The 21033-nt window shown below is 68.0% G+C and carries 17 protein-coding genes; 9 read left to right on the forward strand and 8 right to left on the reverse strand.

The genetic code is table 11. The features are described 5' to 3' along the window. From Q0741_RS13115 to Q0741_RS13140, 6 genes are all read left to right on the forward strand, one after another. The coding region (locus Q0741_RS13115) for an HAD-IC family P-type ATPase (protein WP_298233650.1) at window positions 1–779 on the forward strand (779 nt) is incomplete at its 5' end. Between the two features lie 212 nt (window positions 780–991). Beyond that, window positions 992–1468 carry a hypothetical protein gene (locus Q0741_RS13120; protein WP_298233651.1) on the forward strand — a complete coding sequence of 159 codons (477 nt, stop codon included), beginning with the start codon at window positions 992–994 and terminating at the stop codon, window positions 1466–1468. Further along, entirely contained in the window at window positions 1468–1818 is a 351-nt protein-coding gene (locus tag Q0741_RS13125; protein WP_298233708.1) for a Spx/MgsR family RNA polymerase-binding regulatory protein, read from the forward strand. Before Q0741_RS13120 ends, Q0741_RS13125 begins: the two co-directional genes overlap by 1 nt. Window positions 1819–2045: 227 nt before the next feature. Further along, a complete protein-coding gene (locus tag Q0741_RS13130; protein WP_298233652.1) occupies window positions 2046–3248 on the forward strand; it encodes an ammonium transporter in 1203 nt (400 codons plus the stop codon). Between the two features lie 100 nt (window positions 3249–3348). Further along, window positions 3349–3999 (forward strand): leucine efflux protein LeuE, encoded by a 651-nt coding sequence (gene leuE, locus Q0741_RS13135; RefSeq protein ID WP_298233653.1) that lies wholly within the window; start codon window positions 3349–3351, stop codon window positions 3997–3999. 109 nt (window positions 4000–4108) lie between these two features. Further along, entirely contained in the window at window positions 4109–4540 is a 432-nt protein-coding gene (locus Q0741_RS13140; protein WP_298233654.1) for a PaaI family thioesterase, read from the forward strand. An 81-nt stretch (window positions 4541–4621) separates the two neighbouring features. On the opposite strand, the gene Q0741_RS13145 is transcribed toward Q0741_RS13140, so the two are convergent. From Q0741_RS13145 to acnA, 4 genes are all read right to left on the reverse strand, one after another. Continuing rightward, window positions 4622–5374 carry an OmpA family protein gene (locus Q0741_RS13145; protein ID WP_298233655.1) on the reverse strand — a complete coding sequence of 251 codons (753 nt, stop codon included), beginning with the start codon at window positions 5372–5374 and terminating at the stop codon, window positions 4622–4624. Window positions 5375–5386: 12 nt separating this feature from the next. Continuing rightward, window positions 5387–6151: a flagellar motor protein gene (locus tag Q0741_RS13150; RefSeq protein WP_298233656.1), complete on the reverse strand. Its 765-nt coding sequence runs from the start codon at window positions 6149–6151 to the stop codon at window positions 5387–5389. A 57-nt stretch (window positions 6152–6208) separates the two neighbouring features. Continuing rightward, a complete protein-coding gene (locus Q0741_RS13155) occupies window positions 6209–7414 on the reverse strand; it encodes a cyclic nucleotide-binding domain-containing protein (RefSeq protein WP_298233657.1) in 1206 nt (401 codons plus the stop codon). 407 nt (window positions 7415–7821) lie between these two features. Then, window positions 7822–10548: an aconitate hydratase AcnA gene (gene acnA / locus Q0741_RS13160; protein ID WP_298233658.1), complete on the reverse strand. Its 2727-nt coding sequence runs from the start codon at window positions 10546–10548 to the stop codon at window positions 7822–7824. Between the two features lie 324 nt (window positions 10549–10872). Between acnA and Q0741_RS13165 the strand changes: the two genes are divergently transcribed. Then, window positions 10873–14049 carry a hypothetical protein gene (locus tag Q0741_RS13165; RefSeq protein WP_298233659.1) on the forward strand — a complete coding sequence of 1059 codons (3177 nt, stop codon included), beginning with the start codon at window positions 10873–10875 and terminating at the stop codon, window positions 14047–14049. Between the two features lie 16 nt (window positions 14050–14065). Here Q0741_RS13165 and mutL read toward each other — a convergent pair whose 3' ends face one another. Then, window positions 14066–16102, reverse strand: coding sequence for a DNA mismatch repair endonuclease MutL (mutL, locus tag Q0741_RS13170; RefSeq protein WP_298233660.1), 2037 nt, complete (start codon window positions 16100–16102; stop codon window positions 14066–14068). A 49-nt stretch (window positions 16103–16151) separates the two neighbouring features. On the opposite strand from mutL, the gene Q0741_RS13175 reads away from it, so the two are divergent. After that, window positions 16152–16796: a DedA family protein gene (locus Q0741_RS13175; RefSeq protein ID WP_298233661.1), complete on the forward strand. Its 645-nt coding sequence runs from the start codon at window positions 16152–16154 to the stop codon at window positions 16794–16796. 77 nt (window positions 16797–16873) lie between these two features. Here the strand turns inward: Q0741_RS13175 and Q0741_RS13180 are convergent, their stop codons facing one another. Further along, window positions 16874–18262 (reverse strand): N-acetylmuramoyl-L-alanine amidase, encoded by a 1389-nt coding sequence (locus Q0741_RS13180; RefSeq protein ID WP_298233662.1) that lies wholly within the window; start codon window positions 18260–18262, stop codon window positions 16874–16876. Continuing rightward, a complete protein-coding gene (gene tsaE, locus Q0741_RS13185; RefSeq protein WP_298233663.1) occupies window positions 18259–18750 on the reverse strand; it encodes a tRNA (adenosine(37)-N6)-threonylcarbamoyltransferase complex ATPase subunit type 1 TsaE in 492 nt (163 codons plus the stop codon). The genes Q0741_RS13180 and tsaE overlap by 4 nt, the downstream gene beginning before the upstream one ends. Here tsaE and queG point away from each other — a divergent pair. Beyond that, window positions 18733–19860 carry a tRNA epoxyqueuosine(34) reductase QueG gene (queG, locus tag Q0741_RS13190; RefSeq protein WP_298233664.1) on the forward strand — a complete coding sequence of 376 codons (1128 nt, stop codon included), beginning with the start codon at window positions 18733–18735 and terminating at the stop codon, window positions 19858–19860. The genes tsaE and queG overlap by 18 nt on opposite strands. A 197-nt stretch (window positions 19861–20057) precedes the next feature. On the opposite strand, the gene Q0741_RS13195 is transcribed toward queG, so the two are convergent. After that, complete coding sequence (locus tag Q0741_RS13195; protein WP_298233665.1) at window positions 20058–20963, reverse strand: AEC family transporter; 906 nt, start codon at window positions 20961–20963, stop codon at window positions 20058–20060. Window positions 20964–21033 lie beyond the last annotated feature (70 nt).

Here is a 21033-nt window from a genome sequence, read left to right on the forward strand (position 1 = left end):
AGCGGGGCCTCGGGCCGGCCGAGGCCGCCGGGCTGCGCGCCGTGGCCGGGCGCGGCATGGAGGCGAGCGTGGACGGACGCGAGCTGCGCCTGGGCAGTGCGCGCTGGATGTCGGAGCTGGGCGTGGATCTGGCGCCGCTGGCGGCGCGGCAGCAGCAGCTGCAGGACGAGGGGCGCACGGTGTCGTGGCTGGCCGAGGTGCTCGACGGGCGGGCGCGGCTGCTGGGCCTGCTGGCCTTTGGCGACGCCTTGAAACCCACGGCGGCCAAGGCGGTGGAGCGGTTGCGCGCCATGGGCGTCTGGACCGTGCTGGTCAGCGGCGACAACGCCGGCAGCGCCGGCGCCGTGGGCCGCGCGTTGCGGCTGGACGACGTGCGCGCCGAGGTGCTGCCGCAGGACAAGGCGTCCATCGTGGCGGGCCTGCGCTCGCGCGGGCGGGTGGGCATGGTGGGCGACGGCATCAACGACGCGCCGGCGCTGGCCGCCGCGGACGTGGGCATCGCCATGGGCACCGGCACCGACGTGGCGATGCATGCCGCGGGCGTCACGCTCATGCGCGGCGATCCGGCGCTGGTGGCCGACGCGGTGGACATCTCGCGCCGCACCTACTCCAAGATCCGCCAGAACCTGTTCTGGGCCTTCGTCTACAACCTGGTGGGCCTGCCGCTGGCGGCCTTCGGATTGCTGGACCCGGTGATCGCGGGCGCCGCCATGGCCTTCAGCAGCGTCAGCGTCGTCACCAATGCGCTGACGCTGCGGCGCTGGCGGCCGGGACGCTGAGCGCGCGGGCGCGGGCCCGCATGGAGGCTGGAGCCATGAACCAACTTCTCAACCCATTTCCTGATGACGATTCAAGAAGCTCCGTCACACCCGCGAAGGCGGGTGTCCATGAGCGCCGGGCAGCATCCCGGTCGGCGTGGATGCCCGCCTTCGCGGGCATGACGGGGTTTTCCCCGGGGCGATCGCGAACTGGCATCACAGCGTCGCTTGGCATGGCGGCTGCCGCGCTGCTCCTCACTGCCTGCGCCACCTACGCCCCCACCAAGGTCCAGCCCGGCATGAGCGCCGCCGAGGTGGAGAAGCTCATGGGCGGTGCGCCCACAGGGCGCCATGCCAATCCCGATGGCGGCACGCGGCTGGAGTACGCGCGCGGGCCTGCGGGGTTGCACACCTACATGATCGACCTGGACCGCGAGGGCCGTGTGCTGGGCTGGAAGCAGGTGATGGAGGAGCGCGAGTTCAACGCCATCACGCCCGGCATGCCGGTGCAGGAGATGCTGCGGCGCATCGGCCGCCCGGCGCAGATCCGCGGCGGCGGCTGGCAGCCGGGGCAGGTGTGGAGCTACCGCTTCGACGGGCCGTTCTGCCTTTGGTGGCAGGTGTCGGTGGTGGGGGACACCGTGAAGGATGCCGCCTACGGCCCTGATCCCCGCTGTGAACGCAATGAAAGGTTTGGTGGAATTTTGTGATTCGACTGCATGGCATTCCCAACTGCGACACGGTCAAGCGCGCCCGCGCTTGGCTCAACGGCCAGGGCCGGCCGCATGAATTCATCGATTTCAAGAAGAGTCCGCCCGAAGAAGCGCAACTGCGGCGCTGGAGCGAGGCGCTGGGCGGCGTCGATGGCCTGGTGAACCGACGCGGTACCACCTGGCGCCAGCTCGACGACACCCAGCGCGCCGCCGCCGACGGCGCCGAGGGTGCGCTGGCGCTGCTGCAGTTGAAACCCAGCCTGATCAAGCGCCCGGTGGTGGACTGGCCGGATGGGCGCGTGACCACCGGCTTCGACCCGACGGCCTGGCAGGAGCGCCTGGGCTGATTCGCAATCCCTGGTTCCGTCACGCCCTGGTGCATACGCGCCGCGATGGTGCGCATATGCACCACGGCACGCACCAAGTCCGTTCTCCCCATGACCCCGTGCCGCGCCACGGTGCATCAAGCCGTTAATTGTTTGCACCAAAGCGGGCATTGAACTTGCGTTAACGGTGCATTGCCGCCTGTGAGTGGTGCGAGGGTCAACGGCCTTGGGCTGGTTGGGGGAGACGAATGGATCAGGTCAAGCAGGGCACGGATGCCCTGTTCATTTTGTTGGGCGCCATCATGGTGCTGGCGATGCACGCGGGCTTTGCGTTCCTGGAATTGGGCACGGTGCGCAAGAAGAACCAGGTCAATGCCCTGGTAAAAATTCTGGTGGATTTCGCGGTGTCCACCATCGCTTATTTCTTCGTGGGTTATACGCTGGCCTATGGCGTGAATTTCTTCAGCGGCGCGGAGACGCTGGCGGCGAAGAATGGCTACGAGCTGGTGAAGTTCTTTTTCCTGCTGACCTTCGCGGCGGCGATCCCGGCCATCGTGTCCGGCGGCATTGCGGAGCGGGCGAAGTTTCATCCGCAATTGCTGGCCACGGCGGTGCTGGTGGGTTTTTTCTACCCGCTGTTCGAAGGCGCGGTGTGGGCCAACAAGTTCGGTTTCCAGGATTTTCTGAAAAGCATCGGCGGCGCCGAGTTCCATGATTTCGCCGGCAGCGTGGTGGTGCACGCCGTGGGTGGCTGGATCGGCCTGGCGGCGGTGCTGTGGCTGGGCCCGCGCAACAACCGCTACAAGAAGGACGGCGCGATGAGCGCGCACCCGCCGTCGAGCATTCCCTTCCTGGCGCTGGGCGCGTGGGTGCTGACGGTGGGCTGGTTCGGCTTCAACGTGATGAGCGCGCAGACCATCGACAAGGTGTCCGGCCTGGTGGCGGTGAACTCGCTGATGGCGATGGTGGGCGGCACGCTGGTGGCGGTGCTGATGGGGCGCAACGACCCGGGCTTTGCCTACAACGGGCCGCTGGCCGGTCTGGTGGCGGTGTGTGCGGGCTCGGACCTGATGCACCCGGCTGGCGCGCTGGTGGCGGGCGGCGTGGGCGGTGCGATCTTCGTGCTCATGTTCACGCTGACGCAGAACCGCTGGAAGGTGGACGACGTGCTGGGCGTGTGGCCGCTGCACGGGCTGTGCGGGGCCTGGGGCGGCATTGCGGCGGGCATCTTCGGCTCGACGGCGCTGGGCGGGCTGGGCGGCGTGAGCTTCGTGACGCAACTGCTGGGCACGCTGGCCGGCGTGGCGTGGGCCTTTGGCAGCGGTGTGCTGGTGTACGGCGCGCTGCGCATGGCGATGGGACTGCGGCTGTCGCAGGAGGAGGAGTACGACGGTGCCGACCTTTCCATCCACCGCATTGGCGCCACGCCGGAGCGCGAGCCGAGCTGGTGAGCCGATCTGGCCGGCGGCGTGAGAACCATCACGCTGCGCATCGATCCAGATGAAGCAGCCGCCCACCGGGTGGCTTTTTCGTTGGGGGCAAAATTCGGCGATGACTTACGGCATCACCGACCTGAGCACCTTCATCCTGGGCACGATCTTCATCGTGCTGCTGCCCGGCCCCAATTCCGTCTACGTGATGACGGTGGCCTCGCGCCGCGGCGTGGCACAGGGCTACCGGGGTGCCTGCGGCATTTTCCTGGGCGACACCATTCTCATGGTCCTCTCGGCCACGGGCGTGGCCGGGCTGCTGCACAGCAACCCGCTGCTGTTCTACGCGCTGAAATACGCCGGCGCGGCCTACCTGGCCTGGCTGGGATTCAAGCTGCTCAAGGCGGGGTGGCAGGGCTGGTGCAGCAAGGAGACGGACGAGGGCAACGATATTCCGGAGGAGAAGGGCAGCCGGCCTTTCCGCACCGCGCTGGTCATCAGCCTGATGAACCCGAAGGCGATCCTGTTCTTCGTGTCCTTCTTCATCCAGTTCGTGGCGCCGGGCTACGAACATCCGGCGCTGTCGTTCCTGATCCTGGGGCTGATCGTTCAGCTCTGCAGCGCGATCTATCTCACGGTCTTGATATTCGCCGGCGCCAAGCTGGCGGCGCAGTTCCGGCGCCATCGCAAGCTCTCGGCCGCGGGCACGGGTGGCGTGGGTGCGGCCTTCATCGGCTTCGGGGTGAAGCTGGCGGGGGCGACGTTGAGGTGAACTGCTGAAAGTTGCCGGAGCACCAAAAGCCCGTTCGGGCCGAGGCATCGAAGTCCCAACGGGCGTGTTGCCCGAAACTGCCACTCCACCGAATCAAGCCGAGGTTGCCATGTCCAAGCTCCGTACCGACGTTTCCATCGAACTGCTGAACGAGCGCGGCCAGGAGTATTTGCCTGGCTACCTCGGCATCGAGATGCTGGAGCTCAGCCAAGGCAGCATGCGCAGCCGCATGCCGGTGAAGCAGCTTCACTTCGCGCCCAACAATTTTCTGCATGCAGCCAGTGTCGTCGCCCTGGCCGACACCACCTGCGGCTACGCCACCATCGCGCATTTGCCAGAAGGTGCTGTTTCCTTCACCACCATCGAGTTGAAAAGCAATCACCTCGGGACGGTGCGGGAGGGGAGTATTGCCTGCGTCGCAACCGCCCAGCATCTTGGAAAGACGACGCAGGTCTGGGATGCGGTGGTGAGCGAAGAATCTACCGGGAAGACGATTGCGTTGTTTCGGTGTACGCAGATGGTGTTGATTGGGCGGAGTTGAATGACTACGGCGCTCATTTCGTGAGCGGAATTTGGCCGGCGGTCACCGGCATTCCGCGGCCGGCTGCGTCCTGGCCCACCCTCAGTACTGCACCAAGACCGTCACTCGCCGGTTCACCGCCATCGCCTCCGGCGTAGTGCCCAGCGCCGCAGGCACGTTGTCGGCACGGCCCATGGCGGCCAGGCGGTGACGTTCGATGCCGTGGTCCACGAAATAGCGCACCACCGCGCCGGCGCGGGCACTGGACAGTTCCCAGTTGGATTCGAAGCGGCTGTTCGAAATCGGCTGGCTGTCGGTGTGTCCCTCGACCAGGATATGGTTGCGGGGGAATTTATTCAAAGCCTCCAGGATATTCTTCAGCACCGGCAGCGCCGCGGGCAGCAGCCGTGCATCGCCGGAGTTGAACAGCAGGCGGGCATTGATCTCGATTTCCATGCCCCTGGCTGCCTTCAGCAGCTTGATTTCGCCTCGGTCGTGCAGGGATTTCAACTGCGCTTCCAGCCCGGCGGAGCGGTCATCCAGCGCCGGCGGCTGATTTGGCTGGGTGTCGGGGGACGCGGCATGCGTCTTTTCCTCGCTGCGCAAATTCGCCAGGGGTACGTCCTTGTTCTTCACGAGTTGCAGCGCGTACAGCATCATGAAAAGGACCATCAGCAGCGTGATGAAATCGGCATAGGAAATCAGCCAGCGCTCTGAGCCGGATTCCTCGTCAGCATGCAATTGTTTGGGCGTCCAACTGCTCAAGACGGCGCCGCTGGACCAATGAGGGGCTTCGGCCGGCGCCGGGCTGGCGGTTGGGGCCGGCCGGGCCGGTCGATTCTTCAAATCGTCCATCGGAGAACCGGATCAGTTCAGCACTTCATCGGCCCGTTGCCGAATGTCGGCCACCAGGCGGGTTTCGATGGTCTTGGGCGTTTCCTTGCGCGCAATCGCCATGATGCCGTCCAGGTAGAGCTTGCGGTAGCGCAATTGGTTGTCGATTTGCGCCTTGATCTTGCCGTACAGCGGCAAATAGACCAGGTTGGCCAAACCCACGCCATACAGCGTGGCCACGAAAGCCACCGCAATGCCCTTGCCCAGTTCGGTGGGCTCGGAAATGTGGCTGGTGATCTGGATCAAACCCAGCACCGCGCCCACGATGCCAAAGGTCGGCGAATAACCGCCGGCCTGGTGCCAGATCTTGGCGGCAGCCATCTGGTTGCGCTCATAGGCGTCCAGTTCGCGGCGCAGCGCATCGTCGATCACCACGCTGGGTACGCCGTTGGCCAGCAGTTCCATGCCGCGGGCAGCGAATCCGCCCAAGCCCTCGGTATTGACACTCTCCAGACCCAGAATGCCCTCGACCTTGGCCTTGCGGCCCCATTCGAGCAGCCGCGTCAAGTCCTCGCGGTCCACGGGCTTCGGTGTGGAAAAGGCCCAGCGCAATTGCTTGATGCCGTCAAGGAAACGGCCCCAGGTGTTCTGGATCATCACAGCGCCCAAGGTGCCGCCGACCACAATCAACAACGCTTGGGCTTGCAGCAGCACGCCCAATTGGCCGCCGTCCAAGGCAAATCCGGCCCCGATGGCGGCCAGGGCCAGCACGGCCCCGGCCAAGGTCAAGAAATCCATCGCTCAAAGATCCGATTTTTCCAAATGGTCAAAACTGGGCCGGCCCAGGCGAGTGCGTCAAGCCGACGCCTGGTCCTGGACTGCGGCGCCAAGCATCTGGCGCGCCGCGGGCTGGCGCAGCAGGCGCACGGCCTCCAGCAGCTGTTCCTCGATGTGCTGTGCCTCCTCGGGATCGCTGGCGACTCCGTGGGCCAGCAGGGCCTCGATCTCCTGGCGCTTGGCCTTGCCGACGCAGGACAGCAGCTTGTCGCGCAGGGGGGCGTCGTCGGTTCCCTGGAGCAGCTTGGCCAGATCGAATTCGTCGATGGGGTTGAGCGCGTCGAACAGGATGCGCTGGTCCACCATCATCAAGTCCGCCAGCGACTGGAGTTGGGCGTTGCGAGGGCGCTTGGCAAAGTAGTCCTTGCCTTTCTCGGCCACGAAGCGCAGCACCTCGCTGCGGCGGAAGCTGAAAAGCGCATCGGCCAGCTCGCCATGCGCCAGCTTGCGCAGCAGCAGGCTGCGGTCCACGCCGGTGAGTGCGGCCAGGTCGTCCAGCTCGATGATTTCCTGCTCCCGGCGTAGCTGTCCTTCGACGTTATGCCGGGCCAACTCCTGGGCGCGCTGCCCGATCTCCCGAGGATTGAAGCGCAGGTTCAGCCCGTTGCCCAGGATGCTGTCGATGGTCGGATTCACGCCTTCTGGCTGCCTGTCGAAGGCGATCAGGTTGAGCATCGCCATGTGCCTGAGGGTGGCGGCCACATGGCGTCGGGCATGGCCGGTGACGTCACGGCACTTCTTCACCACGTCGGCCACGGGCAACATTGCGGACTCTTCGCCCAGGCGCCGCCCGCTCGCGGCCGCCATCAGGGCCAGCACGTGGGCGTAAGTCAGGAACTCCGGTTGCGTCTGGATGTTCTCGTGCTGCACCAGCGTCTCGTCCTTCTGCCCATTGCTCTGGATCAACGAGCGCAGCATGTGGCGCAGCAGCGCCGGCAGCTTGTCCACCGCCGACCTCAGCACGTTGGCCTCGATGAGTTGCAGTTCGCAGTAGGTCAGGGCCTTGGCGGTGAAATTGCGCGGGCCTTCGCTCAGCAGCACGCCCTCGCCAAAAAACTGCCCCTTGCCCAGCGTGGACAGCACAATCCTTTCGTCATTGCGCTTGACCGAGATTTCCACCTGTCCGTCCTTGATGACGTACATGGCGGGCAGGCCGACATATCCCTCGGAAATGATGACCTCTCCCGGGGATACCGACCTTGCACGTGTCTCATTTGGCTTCACCGAAGCAACCCTCCAACATCGAAGACGTCGATGAACGCCGCTGTGCCGTCAACAACAAACTGCACGGGCTCATCGGTCTGGCACCACGGGCACCCGCTCAGCGGCCTAGCGCAATCCATTGCCATCCATCCACTTCAGGCGGCCTTTCCATGGCAGAGCCCTGCTCTTGCGCAACAGGACTTTTCCCGTGGAACCCGTGTTAATGTACATCTTGGGTTACCGGATGTGTCTGGCCCGGTGTGGTTGCCCTGGATCAAACGCGTGTGTATTGCGCGTTTTCATTCAATAAGCCGATCGCCCCCTACGGTGGCCGCGTCTGCGCTGCAGTGACGGCGCACGCCACAGCACCAAAAAAAAAGCCGCCTGATGGGGCGGCCTGTGCGCGACGGCAGGGAGAAAGCGCCGACCTACTGAGTCACGGCCAGCAACTGCCTGAGCACGAACGGCAAGATCCCGCCGTGCTTGTAGTAGTCCACCTCGATGGGCGTGTCGATGCGCAGCGTCAGCGTCACGCGCTGGGTGGACGAGTCGCCGCGGTGGATCACCAGCGTCGCCTCGCTCAGCGGCCGGGGCTCGCCCGGCGGCAGCTCGATGTCGATCACCTCGTCGCCGCACAGCCCTAGCGACTGCCAGGAATCCTCGCCGCGGAACTGCAGCGGCAGCACGCCCATGCCGATCAGGTTGCTGCGGTGGATGCGCTCGAAGCTGCGCGCCACCACGGCCTTGATGCCCAGCAGCTGCGTGCCCTTGGCCGCCCAGTCGCGGCTGGAACCGGTGCCGTACTCCTCGCCGGCGAAGATCACCGTCGGCACGCCCGCGGCCTGGTACTTCATGGCCGCGTCGTAGATGAAGAGTTTTTCGCCCTGCTCCGGGCCGTCGAGCTGGAACAGCGTCAGGCCGCCTTCCTCGATGGAGCCGTCCGGCTTGGGCGGCAGCATCAGGTTCTTGATGCGCACGTTGGCGAAGGTGCCGCGCATCATCACCTCGTGGTTGCCGCGGCGTGAGCCGTAGCTGTTGAAGTCGGGTTTCAACACGTGGCGCTCGATCAGCCACTGCCCGGCCGGCGAGGCCTCCTTGATCGAGCCGGCCGGCGAGATGTGGTCGGTGGTGATGGAGTCGCCGAACAGCGCCATGATCCGCGCTCCCTTCACGCCGCTCACCAGCGTCTGCGGCTGCATCGTGAAGCCCTCGAAGAAGGGCGGGCGCGCGATGTAGGTGCTGGCGGGCCAGTCGTACACCTGCCCGCTCACGCCCTTGATCGCCTGCCACAGCGGGCCGGGGGCGCTTTCCACCTTGGCGTAGTTGGCCTTGAAGGCCTCCGGGTCCATGGCGTACCTCATCAGCGCGTGCACCTCGTCGCTGCTGGGCCAGATGTCGCCCAGGTACACCGGCTTGCCGCCATGGCCCGTGCCCACCGGTTCGGTCATCAGGTCCTTGAGCACGGTGCCGGCAATGGCGTAGGCCACCACCAGCGGCGGCGAGGCCAGGAAGTTCGCCTTGAGGTTGGGGTGGATGCGCGCCTCGAAGTTGCGGTTGCCCGAGAGCACGGCGGCACAGACGAGGTCGTTGCGCCAGATGACTTCGTTGAGCTCGGCCGTCAGGTCCCCGGCGTTGCCGATGCAGGTGGTGCAGCCGTAGGCCGCCACCGCGAAGCCCAGCTTCTCCAGGTAGGGCAGCAGCCCGGCGCGGGTCAGGTACTCCGTCACCACGCGCGAGCCGGGCGCCAGCGAAGTCTTGATGTGCGGCCGCACGCTCAGCCCGGCTTCCACCGCCTTCTTCGCCAGCAGCCCCGCGGCCAGCAGCACGCCGGGGTTGGAGGTGTTGGTGCAGGAGGTGATGGCGGCGATGAGCACGTCGCCATTGCGGATCTCCAGCCCGTTGCTGGTGGTGAAGACCTGTCGCAGCTTCTCCGGCGGCTGGTTGAAGCCGTTCTGCGGCACCGGCTTGCTGAACAGCTCGGTGAAGGTGCTGGAGAGCCGGCCCAGCTCGATGCGGTCCTGCGGGCGCTTGGGGCCGGCCACGCTGGGCTGCACGGTGGAGAGGTCCAGCGACACCACCTGCGAGTAGTCGATCTCGCCCGCGCGCGAGACGCCGAACAGCCCCTGCGCCTTCCAGTAGGCCTCGAACAGCTCGATGTCGGCCTCGGGACGCCCGGTGCCGCGCAGGTACTCCACCGTGCGCTCGTCCACCGGGAAGAAACCCATGGTGGCGCCGTACTCCGGCGCCATGTTGCCGATGGTGGCGCGGTCGGGCAGGGCCAGCGAGCGCGTACCCTCGCCGAAGAACTCCACGAACTTGCCCACCACGCGGTGCTTGCGCAGGATTTCCGTGACCGTGAGCACCAGGTCCGTCGCCGTCACGCCCTCGCGCAACGCGCCGGTGAGCTCGAAGCCCACCACGTCCGGCGTGAGCAGGTACACCGGCTGTCCCAGCATCGCGGCCTCGGCCTCGATGCCGCCCACACCCCAGGCCACCACGCCCAGGCCGTTGATCATGGTGGTGTGGCTGTCGGTGCCCACGAGCGTGTCGGGGTAGCTCACGCCGTCGGCGTCGCGGTGCAGTCCACGCGCCAGGTACTCCAGGTTCACCTGATGCACGATACCGAAGCCCGGCGGCACCACCCGGAAGGTTTCGAAGGCCTGCATGCCCCACTTCATGAACTCGTAGCGCTCGCGGTTGCGCTCGAATTCGAGCTTCATGTTGAGGTCCAGCGCGGCGGGCGTGCCGTAGTGGTCGACCATCACCGAGTGGTCCACCACCAGGTCCACGGGCACCAGCGGCTCGATCAGCTTGGGATTGCGGCCCATGTCGGCGGCCACGTTGCGCATGGCGGCCAGGTCGGCCAGCAGCGGCACGCCGGTGAAGTCCTGCAGCACCACGCGCGCAACGACGAAGGGAATCTCCTCCTCGCGCTGCGCCACCGGCTGCCAGCGGGCCAACTGCTCCACGTGGTTCTCGGTGATCTTCTTGCCGTCGCAGTTGCGCAGCACGCTCTCCAGCACGATGCGCAGCGACACGGGCAGCCGCTGCACCGCGGGCCAGCGCTCGGTCAGCTTCGGCAGTGAGTAGAGCCGCCCCGTGCGCCCCGAGGGCGTGGAGAACTCCGTGAGCGTGTTCGCGAAGGCGTGCGCCATGGTGTGGACTCCCGTCGTTGAAGAACCGGAAATCCGGGCAAGGACCGCGCCCACGCATCCCGGGCGCTTCCTGGACTGCACGGTGCATGCGAGCTTCGGGCTGCGCCGCAAGGCATCCGCTTTCGCCTCGATAGCGTGACGTGGGTGATGCGACTAAAAAATGGCTATATGTCAAGAAAATAGTTACGTATATATCCCCTAAAAACATTAAATAAACCTGAAGAGACAAAAATTACTTTAATTAACCTGAGTATCTGGCCCTTTTGTCCTCTGCGTGTCGATTCGTGATTACCACGACACGATGCGATAACCCAGGAGCGTTTCATGAAGCCCCGTCTTCCGGTTCCCTGGGCTGGACTGGTGTCCTGCCTATTCAGCGCCATGCTGCTGTCCGCTTGTGGTGGCGGCGGCAGTAGCGGCGATTCTTCCCGTACCGATGACGGCAGCACGGAACGCGCACTGGCCGTCGATGCTGCCGTGCCGCTGTTCCAACTGCAGCTCTCCAGTGCTGTCGGTGGCTCCTTGCTTCCCTTCACGGTGGGGCAACCGCTGCGCCAGGGTGACGTGCCCGCGGGCCTGACGCTGACGGCCGAAGGCGTACCCGAGCTCCAGGCCGTCATCACGAACCGCTGGCCTGACGGCAGCGCCAAGTTCGCCATCGTCTCCGGCCGGGCCGATCTGCAGCCGGGCAGTTGGCGCAGCATCGGGCTGAGCGTGGCTGCGCCGTCGCAGGCGGCCGCACCCCTCACCACGGAAAACCTCAGAGCGACCGGCATTACCGCGCGCGTGGACTTCGGCGCCTTTGGCACCGTGGGTTGGTCGGCCGGCGACTGGGACACCCCGGCGCGTACCGTCGTGAGCGGGCCACAGATGAGCGCCTGGACTTTCCGCAAGCCCATCGGCAGCGATGCGCACTTGGTGGCCTGGCTCGAAGTGCGCGCCTACAAGGGCGGGCAGGTGGAGGTACTGCCCTGGATCGAAAACGGCTACCTCAACGTGCCCGGCGCCACCGAGAAGAGCGCGTCCGCCACGTTCACGCTGGGCAACCAGATGCGTTTCTCGCAGCCGCTGACGCTGCTCAACCACCAGCGCGCCGTGCTGGCCAGCGGCACCACGCTCACGCACTGGCTGGGCGCCGACCCGGTGGTCACGCCGCGGCATGACACCACTTACTTCATGGACAGTCGCCTGGTTCCCAGGTACAGCGGCCAGACGGTGGCCAGCAGCCCGTTGCTCGCGCAGTTGGTGGGCGAGTACACGCCGCTGATGCAGGGCGGCTTCCCGGACGGGATGGGGCATGTGGGTTACGACGGCTCCATTGGGCTGCTGCCCATGTGGGACGTGGCTTACCTGACCTCCCAGGGCGATCCGCGCGCCTGGCGCAGCACGATCATCAACGGCTACGCGGCCGGCCGTTACGGCCTGCATTACCGCGACGAGACGACGCAGCGCCCACTGGCCTTCTCCAAGTATCCGCACCTGGTGATGAGCTACGGTTCCGGCGTGTCCGGCATCGGCACGTCGTCCAAGAACCAGTACACGCCAAGCGTCTCCGGTGCCACGCCCCCGAGCTTCACCACCTCGCACCATCCCTCGATGGGCTACCTGGCGTACCTGATCAGCGGCTGGCACTACTTCCGGGAAGAAACCCAGTTCGTCGCCACGCTCAACTACCTCAAGCAGTCCGACACCGTGCGCCAGGGCAGCGGAGGCGTCCTGGAGTCCAGCTCGGGCGCGCTGACGCCCCGTGGCGCCGCCTGGGCTTTGCGCTCGCTGTCACAGGCTGCGATCGCCACGCCCGACGACGACCCGCTCAGCGGCGAATTCAAGGCCAGCATCAACGCCAACATTGACTACTACCACGGCCGCTATGTCGCCAAGCCCAACAATCCGCTAGGCCTGGTGCAGCCGTATGGCAACGGCTACACGAACACCGATCCCTTGATCGGTGCGAACTGGATGGACGATTTCTTCACCGGGTCGTTCGCCTTCATGAAGGGCCTCAAGCTGCACGACGAGACGCTGCAGCCCAAGCTCGACAGCTTCCTGGCCTGGAAATTCCGCGCCATCGTGGGCCGCCTGGGTGGCAGCGGCCCCGACCAGTTCGCCTACCCCTACGCCGGGCAGTACACCGTTCCTTTCGCGCCCAGCCTCAAGAGCGACTGGGTCAACGGCACGGGGCCCTGGTACGCGAACTGGGGCGAGGTGGCGCGCGCCATGAACCTGCCGACCAACGGTGAGCCGGGCCACATTCTGGACAGCGGCTATCGCGCCGATCCCACCGGTTACTGGGGCAACCTGATGCCAGCGCTGGCGTACGCGGTGGACGAGGGGGCCGAGGGCGCGGAGGCCGCGTGGGAGCGCGTGCAGTCCTCGCCCGACTACAAGGTGACGTTCACCAAGTTCAACGACACCCCGGTGTGGAGCGTGTACCCGCGCTCGAAGAGTTTGACCCTGCCGCCGAGCCGCACCTTGCCGCCGACGGCGCTTTTCGACTTGAAGCCCGGCCACTGGTTAGAGCTGCCCGAGACCAAGATCGCCTCCGTGCTCCCGGTACCGGCCCCCAGGGGCTGGCCGGCTGCGGTGGTCTGGGGCACCAACGGCGCCACGGCGGACACCCTGCGCAGCCGGCTGCTGGTCTGGGGCGGCGGTAACGGCAATTACTGGGGCAACGAGATGTACGCCCTGGAGCTTGACTCCCTGTCGATTCGCCGCATCGTCGAACCCAGCCCGTTCACGGTTGCCGGCCAGGACACGAACTGCGCCACCGCGCTGCCGGACGGTACGCCGCGCTCGCGCGCGACCGGCGGCAGCCTGACCTACATCCCGTCCCTGGACAGCTTCTTCGCCATTGCCGGCAACGTGTCCTACTGCCTGGACGGCACCCGGCCCTCCGGCGGCGTCTGGCTGCGCGATTTCAACGACGGCCAGTGGCTCATGAAGCGCGAAACCGCGCCCGTCCAGTACGGGTATGGCGTGATGGCGGTGTACGACGAGCTGACCCGCAAGGTCTTCATCAAGGACATGGCCAAGTTCCAAGCCTATTCGCCCGAAACCGACACCTTCACGGTGCTCAACGCCAACATGCCCGTGGACTACCACCTCTCGGCCGCGCTGGACACCAAGCGCCGCAAGCTGGTGATGCTGGGCAACGGGGTGCAGATCATCGACCTGGCCACCAACACGATGAGTACCGTGAGCACCATCAATCCTCCCGGACTGGTCACCGGCAAGCAGTCGCCGGGCGTGGCCTACGACCCGGTGGCCGACCGCATCGTGGCCTGGCACGGCGGCAGCGAGGTGTGGGCGCTGGACATGGACACGCTGGAGTGGACCCAGGTGGCTGCCAACGACGGTCCCACGGCCGCGGCGCCCGCCCAGGGTACGCACGGACGCTGGGCCTACATCCCCAAGCACAACGTGTTCGCGTTGATCAACGACATCAACCAGAACGCGTGGGTGTTCAAGCTCGGCACCGAGGCCGGGCAGCCAATGCCCTGATGCCGGTGGGCCGCGTCTAGCGCCCGCGCAGGAACAACGCGTCCAGCTCCTTCATCGTCACCTGGCGCCAAGTGGGCCGGCCGTGGTTGCACTGGTCGGCGCGCTCGGTGGCTTCCATCTCGCGCAGCAGGGCGTTCATCTCCTCCAGCGTGAGGCGCCGGTGGGCGCGCACCGCGCCGTGGCAGGCCATGGTGGCCAGCATCTCGTCGCGGGCGCGCTGCACCACGCGGCTCGACCCCACCTGCGCCAGCTCCGCCAGCACCGAGCGCACCAGCTCGGGCAGGTCGGCGTCCGGCAGCGCCGCCGGGCGGCTGCGCAGCGACAGCGAGGTGGCCGACAGTGGCGCCACGTCCAGGCCCAACTCCAGCAGCGTCTCGCGCTCGACCTCGGCCGTGGCCAGCTCGGTGGGCGTGGCGGCCATGGCCTCGGGAATCAGCAACGGCTGCGAGGGCAGCCTCCCCTGCGCCGCCTGCGAGCGTTTCAATCGCTCGTACACGATGCGCTCGTGCGCGGCGTGCATGTCCACGATCACCAGTCCCTGGGCGTTCTCCGCCAGCACGTACACGCCACCCACCTGCGCCAGCGCCCGGCCCAGCGGCCAGGCCGGCGACTCGGCAGTGCTCGCAGCGGCGAGCGGCGGCTCGCGCAAGGGTTCCGGCGCGACGGCGGTGCTCGCAACCACCGGGCCGGCCGCGGTGGCGGACTCGCCACGCGGTGTCAAGGAGGCTTCGGCGCGGCCCGCCGCGGCGGGCAGGCCAGCGGCCATCGCACCGCCGGTCACCGGCGCCCGGGTGGGCGCCACCGTCTCGCCGCGCAGCGCGCCCCAGGCAGCGAGCCCGCCGCTGCCGGACGGGGTGCGCCACGGACCGTCGTCCCAGCGCCGCGCGGCGGGCGTGTCGGCCAGGGCCAGGCCGGCCTGGTGGCGCAGCGGCGGCGTGGGCAGTTCCACCCGCTGCACGACCGGGGAAGAGGGCGCCGCGGATGCCGGCCAGGGTGCGTCCTGCGGCGCCTCCTGCGCCGCGCGCGTGAGCGCCAGCGCCTGCACCAGCGCCTGGCGCACCGCCTGGTGCACGGCGCGGCTGTCGCGGAAGCGCACCTCGATCTTGGTCGGGTGCACGTTCACGTCCACCAGCTCCGGCGCGATGTCCAGGAACAGTACGTAGGCGGGCTGGCGGCTGCTGTGGAGCTGGTCCTCGTAGGCCGAGCGCACGGCGTGGGCAACGAGGCGGTCGCGCACGAAGCGGCCGTTGACGTAGAGGTACTGCACGTCGGCGCGGCTGCGCGCGGCCTCGGGGTTGCCGGCGCGGCCCTCGATGCGCAGCGGCCCGGCAGCGGCCTGCACCGCGCGGCTGGCGGCGATGAAGTCGATGCCCAGCACCTCGCGCATGCGCTGCGTCAGCGCGTTGTCCTCGGGCAGCAGCCCGGCGCCGGCGGCGCGCCACTGCGCCGCGAGCTTGCCGTCGTGCCACACGCTGAAGCTCACGTCCGGGCGCGCCAGCGCGTGACGGCGCACGGCGTCCAGCGCGTGCGCGAACTCGGTGCTCTCGCTCTTGAGGAACTTGCGCCGCGCCGGGGTGTTGAAGAACAGCTCGCGCACCTCGACGGTGGTGCCCACGCCGCGCGCCGCGGGCGTGAGCTCGCCGGTGCGGGCATCGAGCCGGTGCGCGTGCGCGGCTTCCGCGGCGCGGCTGGCGATGCACAGTTCCGCCACCGAGGCGATGGCCGCCAGCGCCTCGCCCCGGAAGCCCATGCTGCGTACGTGCTCCAGCTCCGAGAGCGAGGCGATCTTGCTGGTGGCGTGGCGCTTGACGGCCAGGGCCAGCTGCGTGGAAGGGATGCCGCTGCCGTCGTCCTCGACCAGGATGGCGCGCATGCCGCCGCCGGTAAGGCGCACCGTGACCTGCGTGGCGCCGGCGTCCAGCGCGTTGTCCACCAGCTCTCGCACCACCGAGGCCGGGCGCTCCACCACCTCGCCCGCGGCGATCTGGCTCACCAGCGCATCGGGCAGTTCACGGATGGGTCGGCGCGGCGCGGCCGTGAGGGGGGCATTCATCAACGGGATTGTAGGAAGGCCGCCACAGGGCTTCCGGATAATGGGCTCCATGGAAATGCTCGCCCAGCTCGTTGATTTCATCCTGCACGTCGATGCGCACCTGATGGCGTTCGTGCAGGCCTATGGCGCGTGGGTGTACGCGCTGCTGTTCCTCATCGTCTTCGTCGAGACCGGCGTGGTGGTGATGCCCTTCCTGCCCGGCGATTCGCTGCTGTTCGTGGTGGGCGCGCTGTGCGGGCTGGACCTGATGAGCCTGCCGCTGGCCATGGCGCTGCTGATCGTGGCGGCGGTGCTGGGCGACCAGGTGAACTACAGCATCGGGCGCTGGCTGGGGCCGCAGGTGTTCCGCTGGGAAAGCTCGCGCTTCTTCAACAAGCGCGCCTTCGACCAGGCGCATGCCTTCTACGAGAAGCACGGCGGCATCACGATCGTGCTGGCGCGCTTCATGCCGTTCATCCGCACCTTCGTGCCCTTCGTGGCCGGCGTGGCGGCCATGACGCGGGGCAAGTTCTCCTTCTTCAACGTCTCCGGCGCCTTGCTGTGGGTGCTGTCGCTGACGCTGGCCGGCTACCTGTTCGGCAACATCCCCTGGGTCCAGGCCAACCTGAACTTGATCATCTACGCCCTGGTCCTCGTGCCTGCGGCCATCGCGGTGCTGGGCGCGTGGAAGGCGCGCCGGGCCGAGGCGGCGTGAAATTCCCCAGCGATTGAAACGGCAAGCGGCCCGAGGGGCCGCTTTTCCGTTGGGCGGGGCGCGAGCGCGAGGGGCGCTTACAGCGTCCGGTTCCGCGCCAGCGGCGGATTCTTGGCGAAATAGCGCCGGATGCCCGTGGCCACCGCCTTCACCAGCTCGCCGCGGTACTCGGGGCTGGCGAGCTTGCGCTCCTCCTCCGGGTTGGAGATGAAGGCCGTCTCCACCAGGATGCTCGGGATGTCGGGCGCCTTGAGCACCGCGAAGCCCGCCTGCTCGACGTTGCGCTTGTGCAGCTTGCCCACCTTGCCGATCTGGCCCAGCACCTCGCCGCCGAGCTTGAGGCTGTCCTTGATCTGCGCCGTGGTGCTCATGTCCAGCAGCGCGCGCATCACGTGCGCGTCGCCGTTCTTGAGGTTGGCGCCGCCGACCAGGTCCGAGGCGTTCTCGCGCTTCGCCATCCAGCGTGCCGCGGCGCTGGAGGCGCCCTTGTCGCTGAGCGCGAACACGCTGGCGCCGCGCGCCTCGGGGTTCATGAACGCATCGGCGTGGATGGAGACGAACAAGTCCGCCTGCACGCGCCGCGCCTTGTTCACGCGCTCGTTCAGCGGCACGAAGAAGTCGCCGTCGCGCGTGAGCATGGCGCGCATGCCGGGCACGGCGTTGAGCCGGTCGCGCAGCTGCAGCGCCACGGCCAGCACCACGTCCTTTTCCTTCAGCCCGCTGGGGCCGATGGCGCCCGGGTCCTCGCCGCCATGGCCCGGGTCCAGCGCGACCACGATCAGCCGGTCGATCTTCCGGAGCTGCTCGGCCGTGGGCGGCGGAGGTGGGGCGGGGGTCATCGGCGGCGGCGGGGGCGGCAACGCCGGCTTCGGGGCGGCGGCCACCGGCGGCGGCGTGGGAAGCCCCGGACGGTCCATGCGCTCGATGAACTCGCCCAGCGCGTCCTGCACCGAGCGCGCGGCCTGCTGCTCGGCCTGCGTCTTCTCGCGCAGCAGTGCCAGCAGCGGGTCCGGCGCTTGGGTAGGGTAGAGGTCGAACACCAGCCGGTGCTGGTACGCCGCCACGGGCGTCAGGCGGAACATCTGCGGCGCGGTGGCCTGCTTGAGGTCCACCACCAGCCGCACGGTGCGCGGCTGGTTCTGGCCCACGCGCACGCCTTCGATGAAGGGATCGTCCGCGCGCACCTTGCCCACCAGCTCGCGCAGCGCGGGGCTGAGCTCCAGGTTGTCGATGTCGATCACCAGCCGGTCGGGCGACTCCATGAGCTGATGCCGCGCCGTCAGGGCCTGATCGCTCTCAATGGTCACGCGCGTGTACTCCTCCGCGGGCCACACGCGCACGGCCACGATGCCCGCGCCCCAGGCCAGATCGCCCGCGCCCAGCAGCAGCGCCAGCGCGCCGCCGCGTTTCAACAGGCCGCGGCGCTCGAAGCAGGGATGGGGAAAACAGCGCGGCGAGCGGCTCATGCCAGCACCTCCAGCAGTTGCAGTCCGCGTGCACTGTGCGCCCGGGCGCGCAGTTCGCGCGAGTCGTCGTCGCGGATGTGCAACGTCAGCACCAGGTCCGCCGGGGGCAATACACCCGCCGCCTTGTCGGGCCATTCGGCGATTTTGAGCCCCGGCGCGGCGAACACGTCGCGAAAGCCGGCGTCCTCCCACTCGCGCGGGTCTTCGAAGCGGTAGAAGTCGAAGTGCGAGATGGCCAGGCCGTCCGCCTCGTGCGGCTCCAGCACGGCATAGCTGGGACTCTTGATGCGGCCGGTGACGCCCAGCGCGCGCAGCAGGTGTCGCACGAAGGTGGTCTTGCCCGCACCCAACGGGCCGTGCAGTTCGATGAAGGCGTTGCGCAGCGACGGCGACGCGGCCAGCCGCGCCGCGCAGGCCGCGGCATCGGCCTCCGTCGGCCAGTGGAAACTGCGGCTACCTAGAATCTGGGGATGGGATTGAAGGGTCATGAGGCGCTCGCATTGCTGGAGCCACTGCGCGGCTGGGCGCGCGAGCTGGGATTTTCCCAGATCGGTATCAGCGGCGTGGACCTGAGCGCGGCCGAGCCGGGCCTGCGCGCCTGGTTGGAGGCCGGATTCCACGGCTCCATGCACTACATGGCCACGCACGGCATGAAGCGCGCACGGCCCGCGGAGCTGGTGCCCGGCACCGTCAGCGTCATCGCCGCGCGCATGGACTACCTGCCGCGCGGCACGCCGGATGGTTGGCAGCGCATCGAGTTCGAGCGGCTGGGGCAGCCGCTCCAGGCCGGCGTATCGATGTACGCCCGCGGGCGCGACTACCACAAGGTGCTGCGCGCGAGGCTGCAAAAGCTCGCCGACCGGCTCGCCGCGGCCGTCGGTCCCTTCGGCCACCGCGTGTTCACGGACTCGGCCCCGGTGCTGGAGGTGGAGCTCGCCACCCGTGCCGGCCTGGGCTGGCGCGGGCGCCACACGCTCACGCTTTCGCGCGATGCGGGCTCGACCTTCTTTCTGGGCGAGATCTACGTGGACTTGGCGCTGCCGCACAGCGAGCCCGCGCAGGCGCACTGCGGCGGCTGCTCGGCCTGCCTGGACATCTGCCCGACGCGGGCCATCGTGGCGCCGTACCGGCTGGACGCGCGGCGCTGCATCTCCTACCTGACCATCGAGCACGACGGGCCGCTTCCACTCGAGCTGCGTCCGCTGATGGGCAACCGCATCTACGGCTGCGACGACTGCCAGCTCGCGTGCCCGTGGAACAAGTTCGCGCAGCGCTCGCCGCTGCCGGACTTCGAGCTGCGGCCGCATTTCGAGGCGCCCACGCTGCTGCGGCTCTGGGGCTGGAGCGAGGCGGAGTTCCTCTCCCGCACCGAGGGCAGCCCGATCCGGCGCATCGGCCACGAGCGTTGGCAGCGCAACCTGGCGGTGGCGCTGGGCAACGCGCTGCGCGCGGGCTTGAGCGACGCAGACGAGGCGGCGGTGCGGCAGGCGCTGACGGCACGACGCGAGGCAGCGGGCGAGCTGGTGCGGGAGCACATCGACTGGGCGCTGGCGCAGGCAGGCACTGAAATCACGGCGAACGCGCTGGCCAGGGGTTGAGTCGGGGCGCCACAGCCCGAAACGCTGCGCCAACTGCTTCGTCATCCCCGCGCAGGCGGGGACCCAGGCGGCCCCCAAGGCAGCCGCAGGTGCATTGGTCGGCATGCTGGTGACTTCTGAACCGGTTCGCCGCAGTTTTGCTGCGCTCTGACGCGGGACCGCCTGGGTTCCCGCCCGCGCGGGAATGACGATTCAACTTACCCCTGCAACCGCGCCAGCGACCACAACGCCACCGGCACGCTGACCATGCCCAGCAGTGTCGAGAGCGTCACCAGCCCGGCCACGAAGCCCGGGTGCCCGCCCAGCCGCGCGGCCAGCACGTAGCAGGTGGAGGCGGTGGGCAGCGCGGCGAAGGCCACCACCACCAGCTGCTGCACCGGCGGCAGCCCCAGCACCTGCACCAGCACCAGCGCCACCAGCGGCAGCACCGCGTGGCGGATGGACAGGAAGGCCGTCGCCAGCCTTGGCGCCTCGCGCAGCGCGCCCAGCTGCAGCCCGGCGCCCACCGCCATCAGGCCCAGCGGCAATGCGGCGGTGCCCACGCGTTGCAGGCTCACGGCCACCGGCTCGGGGAAGGTCAGGCCGATCAGGTTGCCCAGCAGCCCGGCCACGGTGCTGAGGATCAGCGGGTTGCGCATCAGCTCGCGCCCGAAATGCTGCCCGCCGTGGCGCGCCAGCGGCCATACCGCGGCGATGTTGCACAGCGGCACGCAGAAGGCGATCACCAGCGCGATGGCGGCCACCGCCGGCGCGCCGCCCAGCCGCTCGGCCAGCGCCAGGCCAATGTAGGAGTTGAAGCGAAAGGCCGTCTGCGCGCCCGAGGCGTGGGCCACGCGGTTCACCCCGCGCAGCAGGCCCAGCGAGTAGGCCAGCACGATGCCGCAGCCCACCACCGCCAGGCCGCTGAACACCAGCGTCAGCATCGCGCCGGGCTGCAGTGGGTTGCGCACGATGGCGTTGAACAGCAGCACCGGGAACAGCAGGTAGTACACCAGCCGCTCCATGGCCTCCCACACCGGGCGGTTGAGCGCCGTGTAGCGACAGATCAGGAAGCCCGCTGCAATGAGCAGGAAGTCGGGCAGCAGCAACAGGGCCTCGTTCATCGCGAAAGTGTGCCAGCGCGCCTTTGCTGCGCCCGCCGCGGGGATGGAACGCCGCCCGCGATGCGGGACG

Source organism: uncultured Azohydromonas sp. (assembly GCF_937926365.1).
GTDB lineage: Bacteria > Pseudomonadota > Gammaproteobacteria > Burkholderiales > Burkholderiaceae_C > Azohydromonas.

Coding starts and splice junctions, on each gene's coding strand:
- tsaE (WP_298233663.1), bottom strand. CDS start 18,750: ATGACCCTTCAATCCCATCCCCAGATTCTAGGTAGCCGCAGTTTCCAC.
- Q0741_RS13175 (WP_298233661.1), top strand. CDS start 16,152: ATGGAAATGCTCGCCCAGCTCGTTGATTTCATCCTGCACGTCGATGCG.
- acnA (WP_298233658.1), bottom strand. CDS start 10,548: ATGGCGCACGCCTTCGCGAACACGCTCACGGAGTTCTCCACGCCCTCG.
- Q0741_RS13140 (WP_298233654.1), top strand. CDS start 4,109: ATGTCCAAGCTCCGTACCGACGTTTCCATCGAACTGCTGAACGAGCGC.
- Q0741_RS13150 (WP_298233656.1), bottom strand. CDS start 6,151: ATGGATTTCTTGACCTTGGCCGGGGCCGTGCTGGCCCTGGCCGCCATC.
- mutL (WP_298233660.1), bottom strand. CDS start 16,102: ATGAATGCCCCCCTCACGGCCGCGCCGCGCCGACCCATCCGTGAACTG.
- queG (WP_298233664.1), top strand. CDS start 18,733: ATGGGATTGAAGGGTCATGAGGCGCTCGCATTGCTGGAGCCACTGCGC.
- Q0741_RS13120 (WP_298233651.1), top strand. CDS start 992: ATGGCGGCTGCCGCGCTGCTCCTCACTGCCTGCGCCACCTACGCCCCC.
- Q0741_RS13180 (WP_298233662.1), bottom strand. CDS start 18,262: ATGAGCCGCTCGCCGCGCTGTTTTCCCCATCCCTGCTTCGAGCGCCGC.
- Q0741_RS13130 (WP_298233652.1), top strand. CDS start 2,046: ATGGATCAGGTCAAGCAGGGCACGGATGCCCTGTTCATTTTGTTGGGC.
- Q0741_RS13145 (WP_298233655.1), bottom strand. CDS start 5,374: ATGGACGATTTGAAGAATCGACCGGCCCGGCCGGCCCCAACCGCCAGC.
- Q0741_RS13195 (WP_298233665.1), bottom strand. CDS start 20,963: ATGAACGAGGCCCTGTTGCTGCTGCCCGACTTCCTGCTCATTGCAGCG.
- leuE (WP_298233653.1), top strand. CDS start 3,349: ATGACTTACGGCATCACCGACCTGAGCACCTTCATCCTGGGCACGATC.
- Q0741_RS13165 (WP_298233659.1), top strand. CDS start 10,873: ATGAAGCCCCGTCTTCCGGTTCCCTGGGCTGGACTGGTGTCCTGCCTA.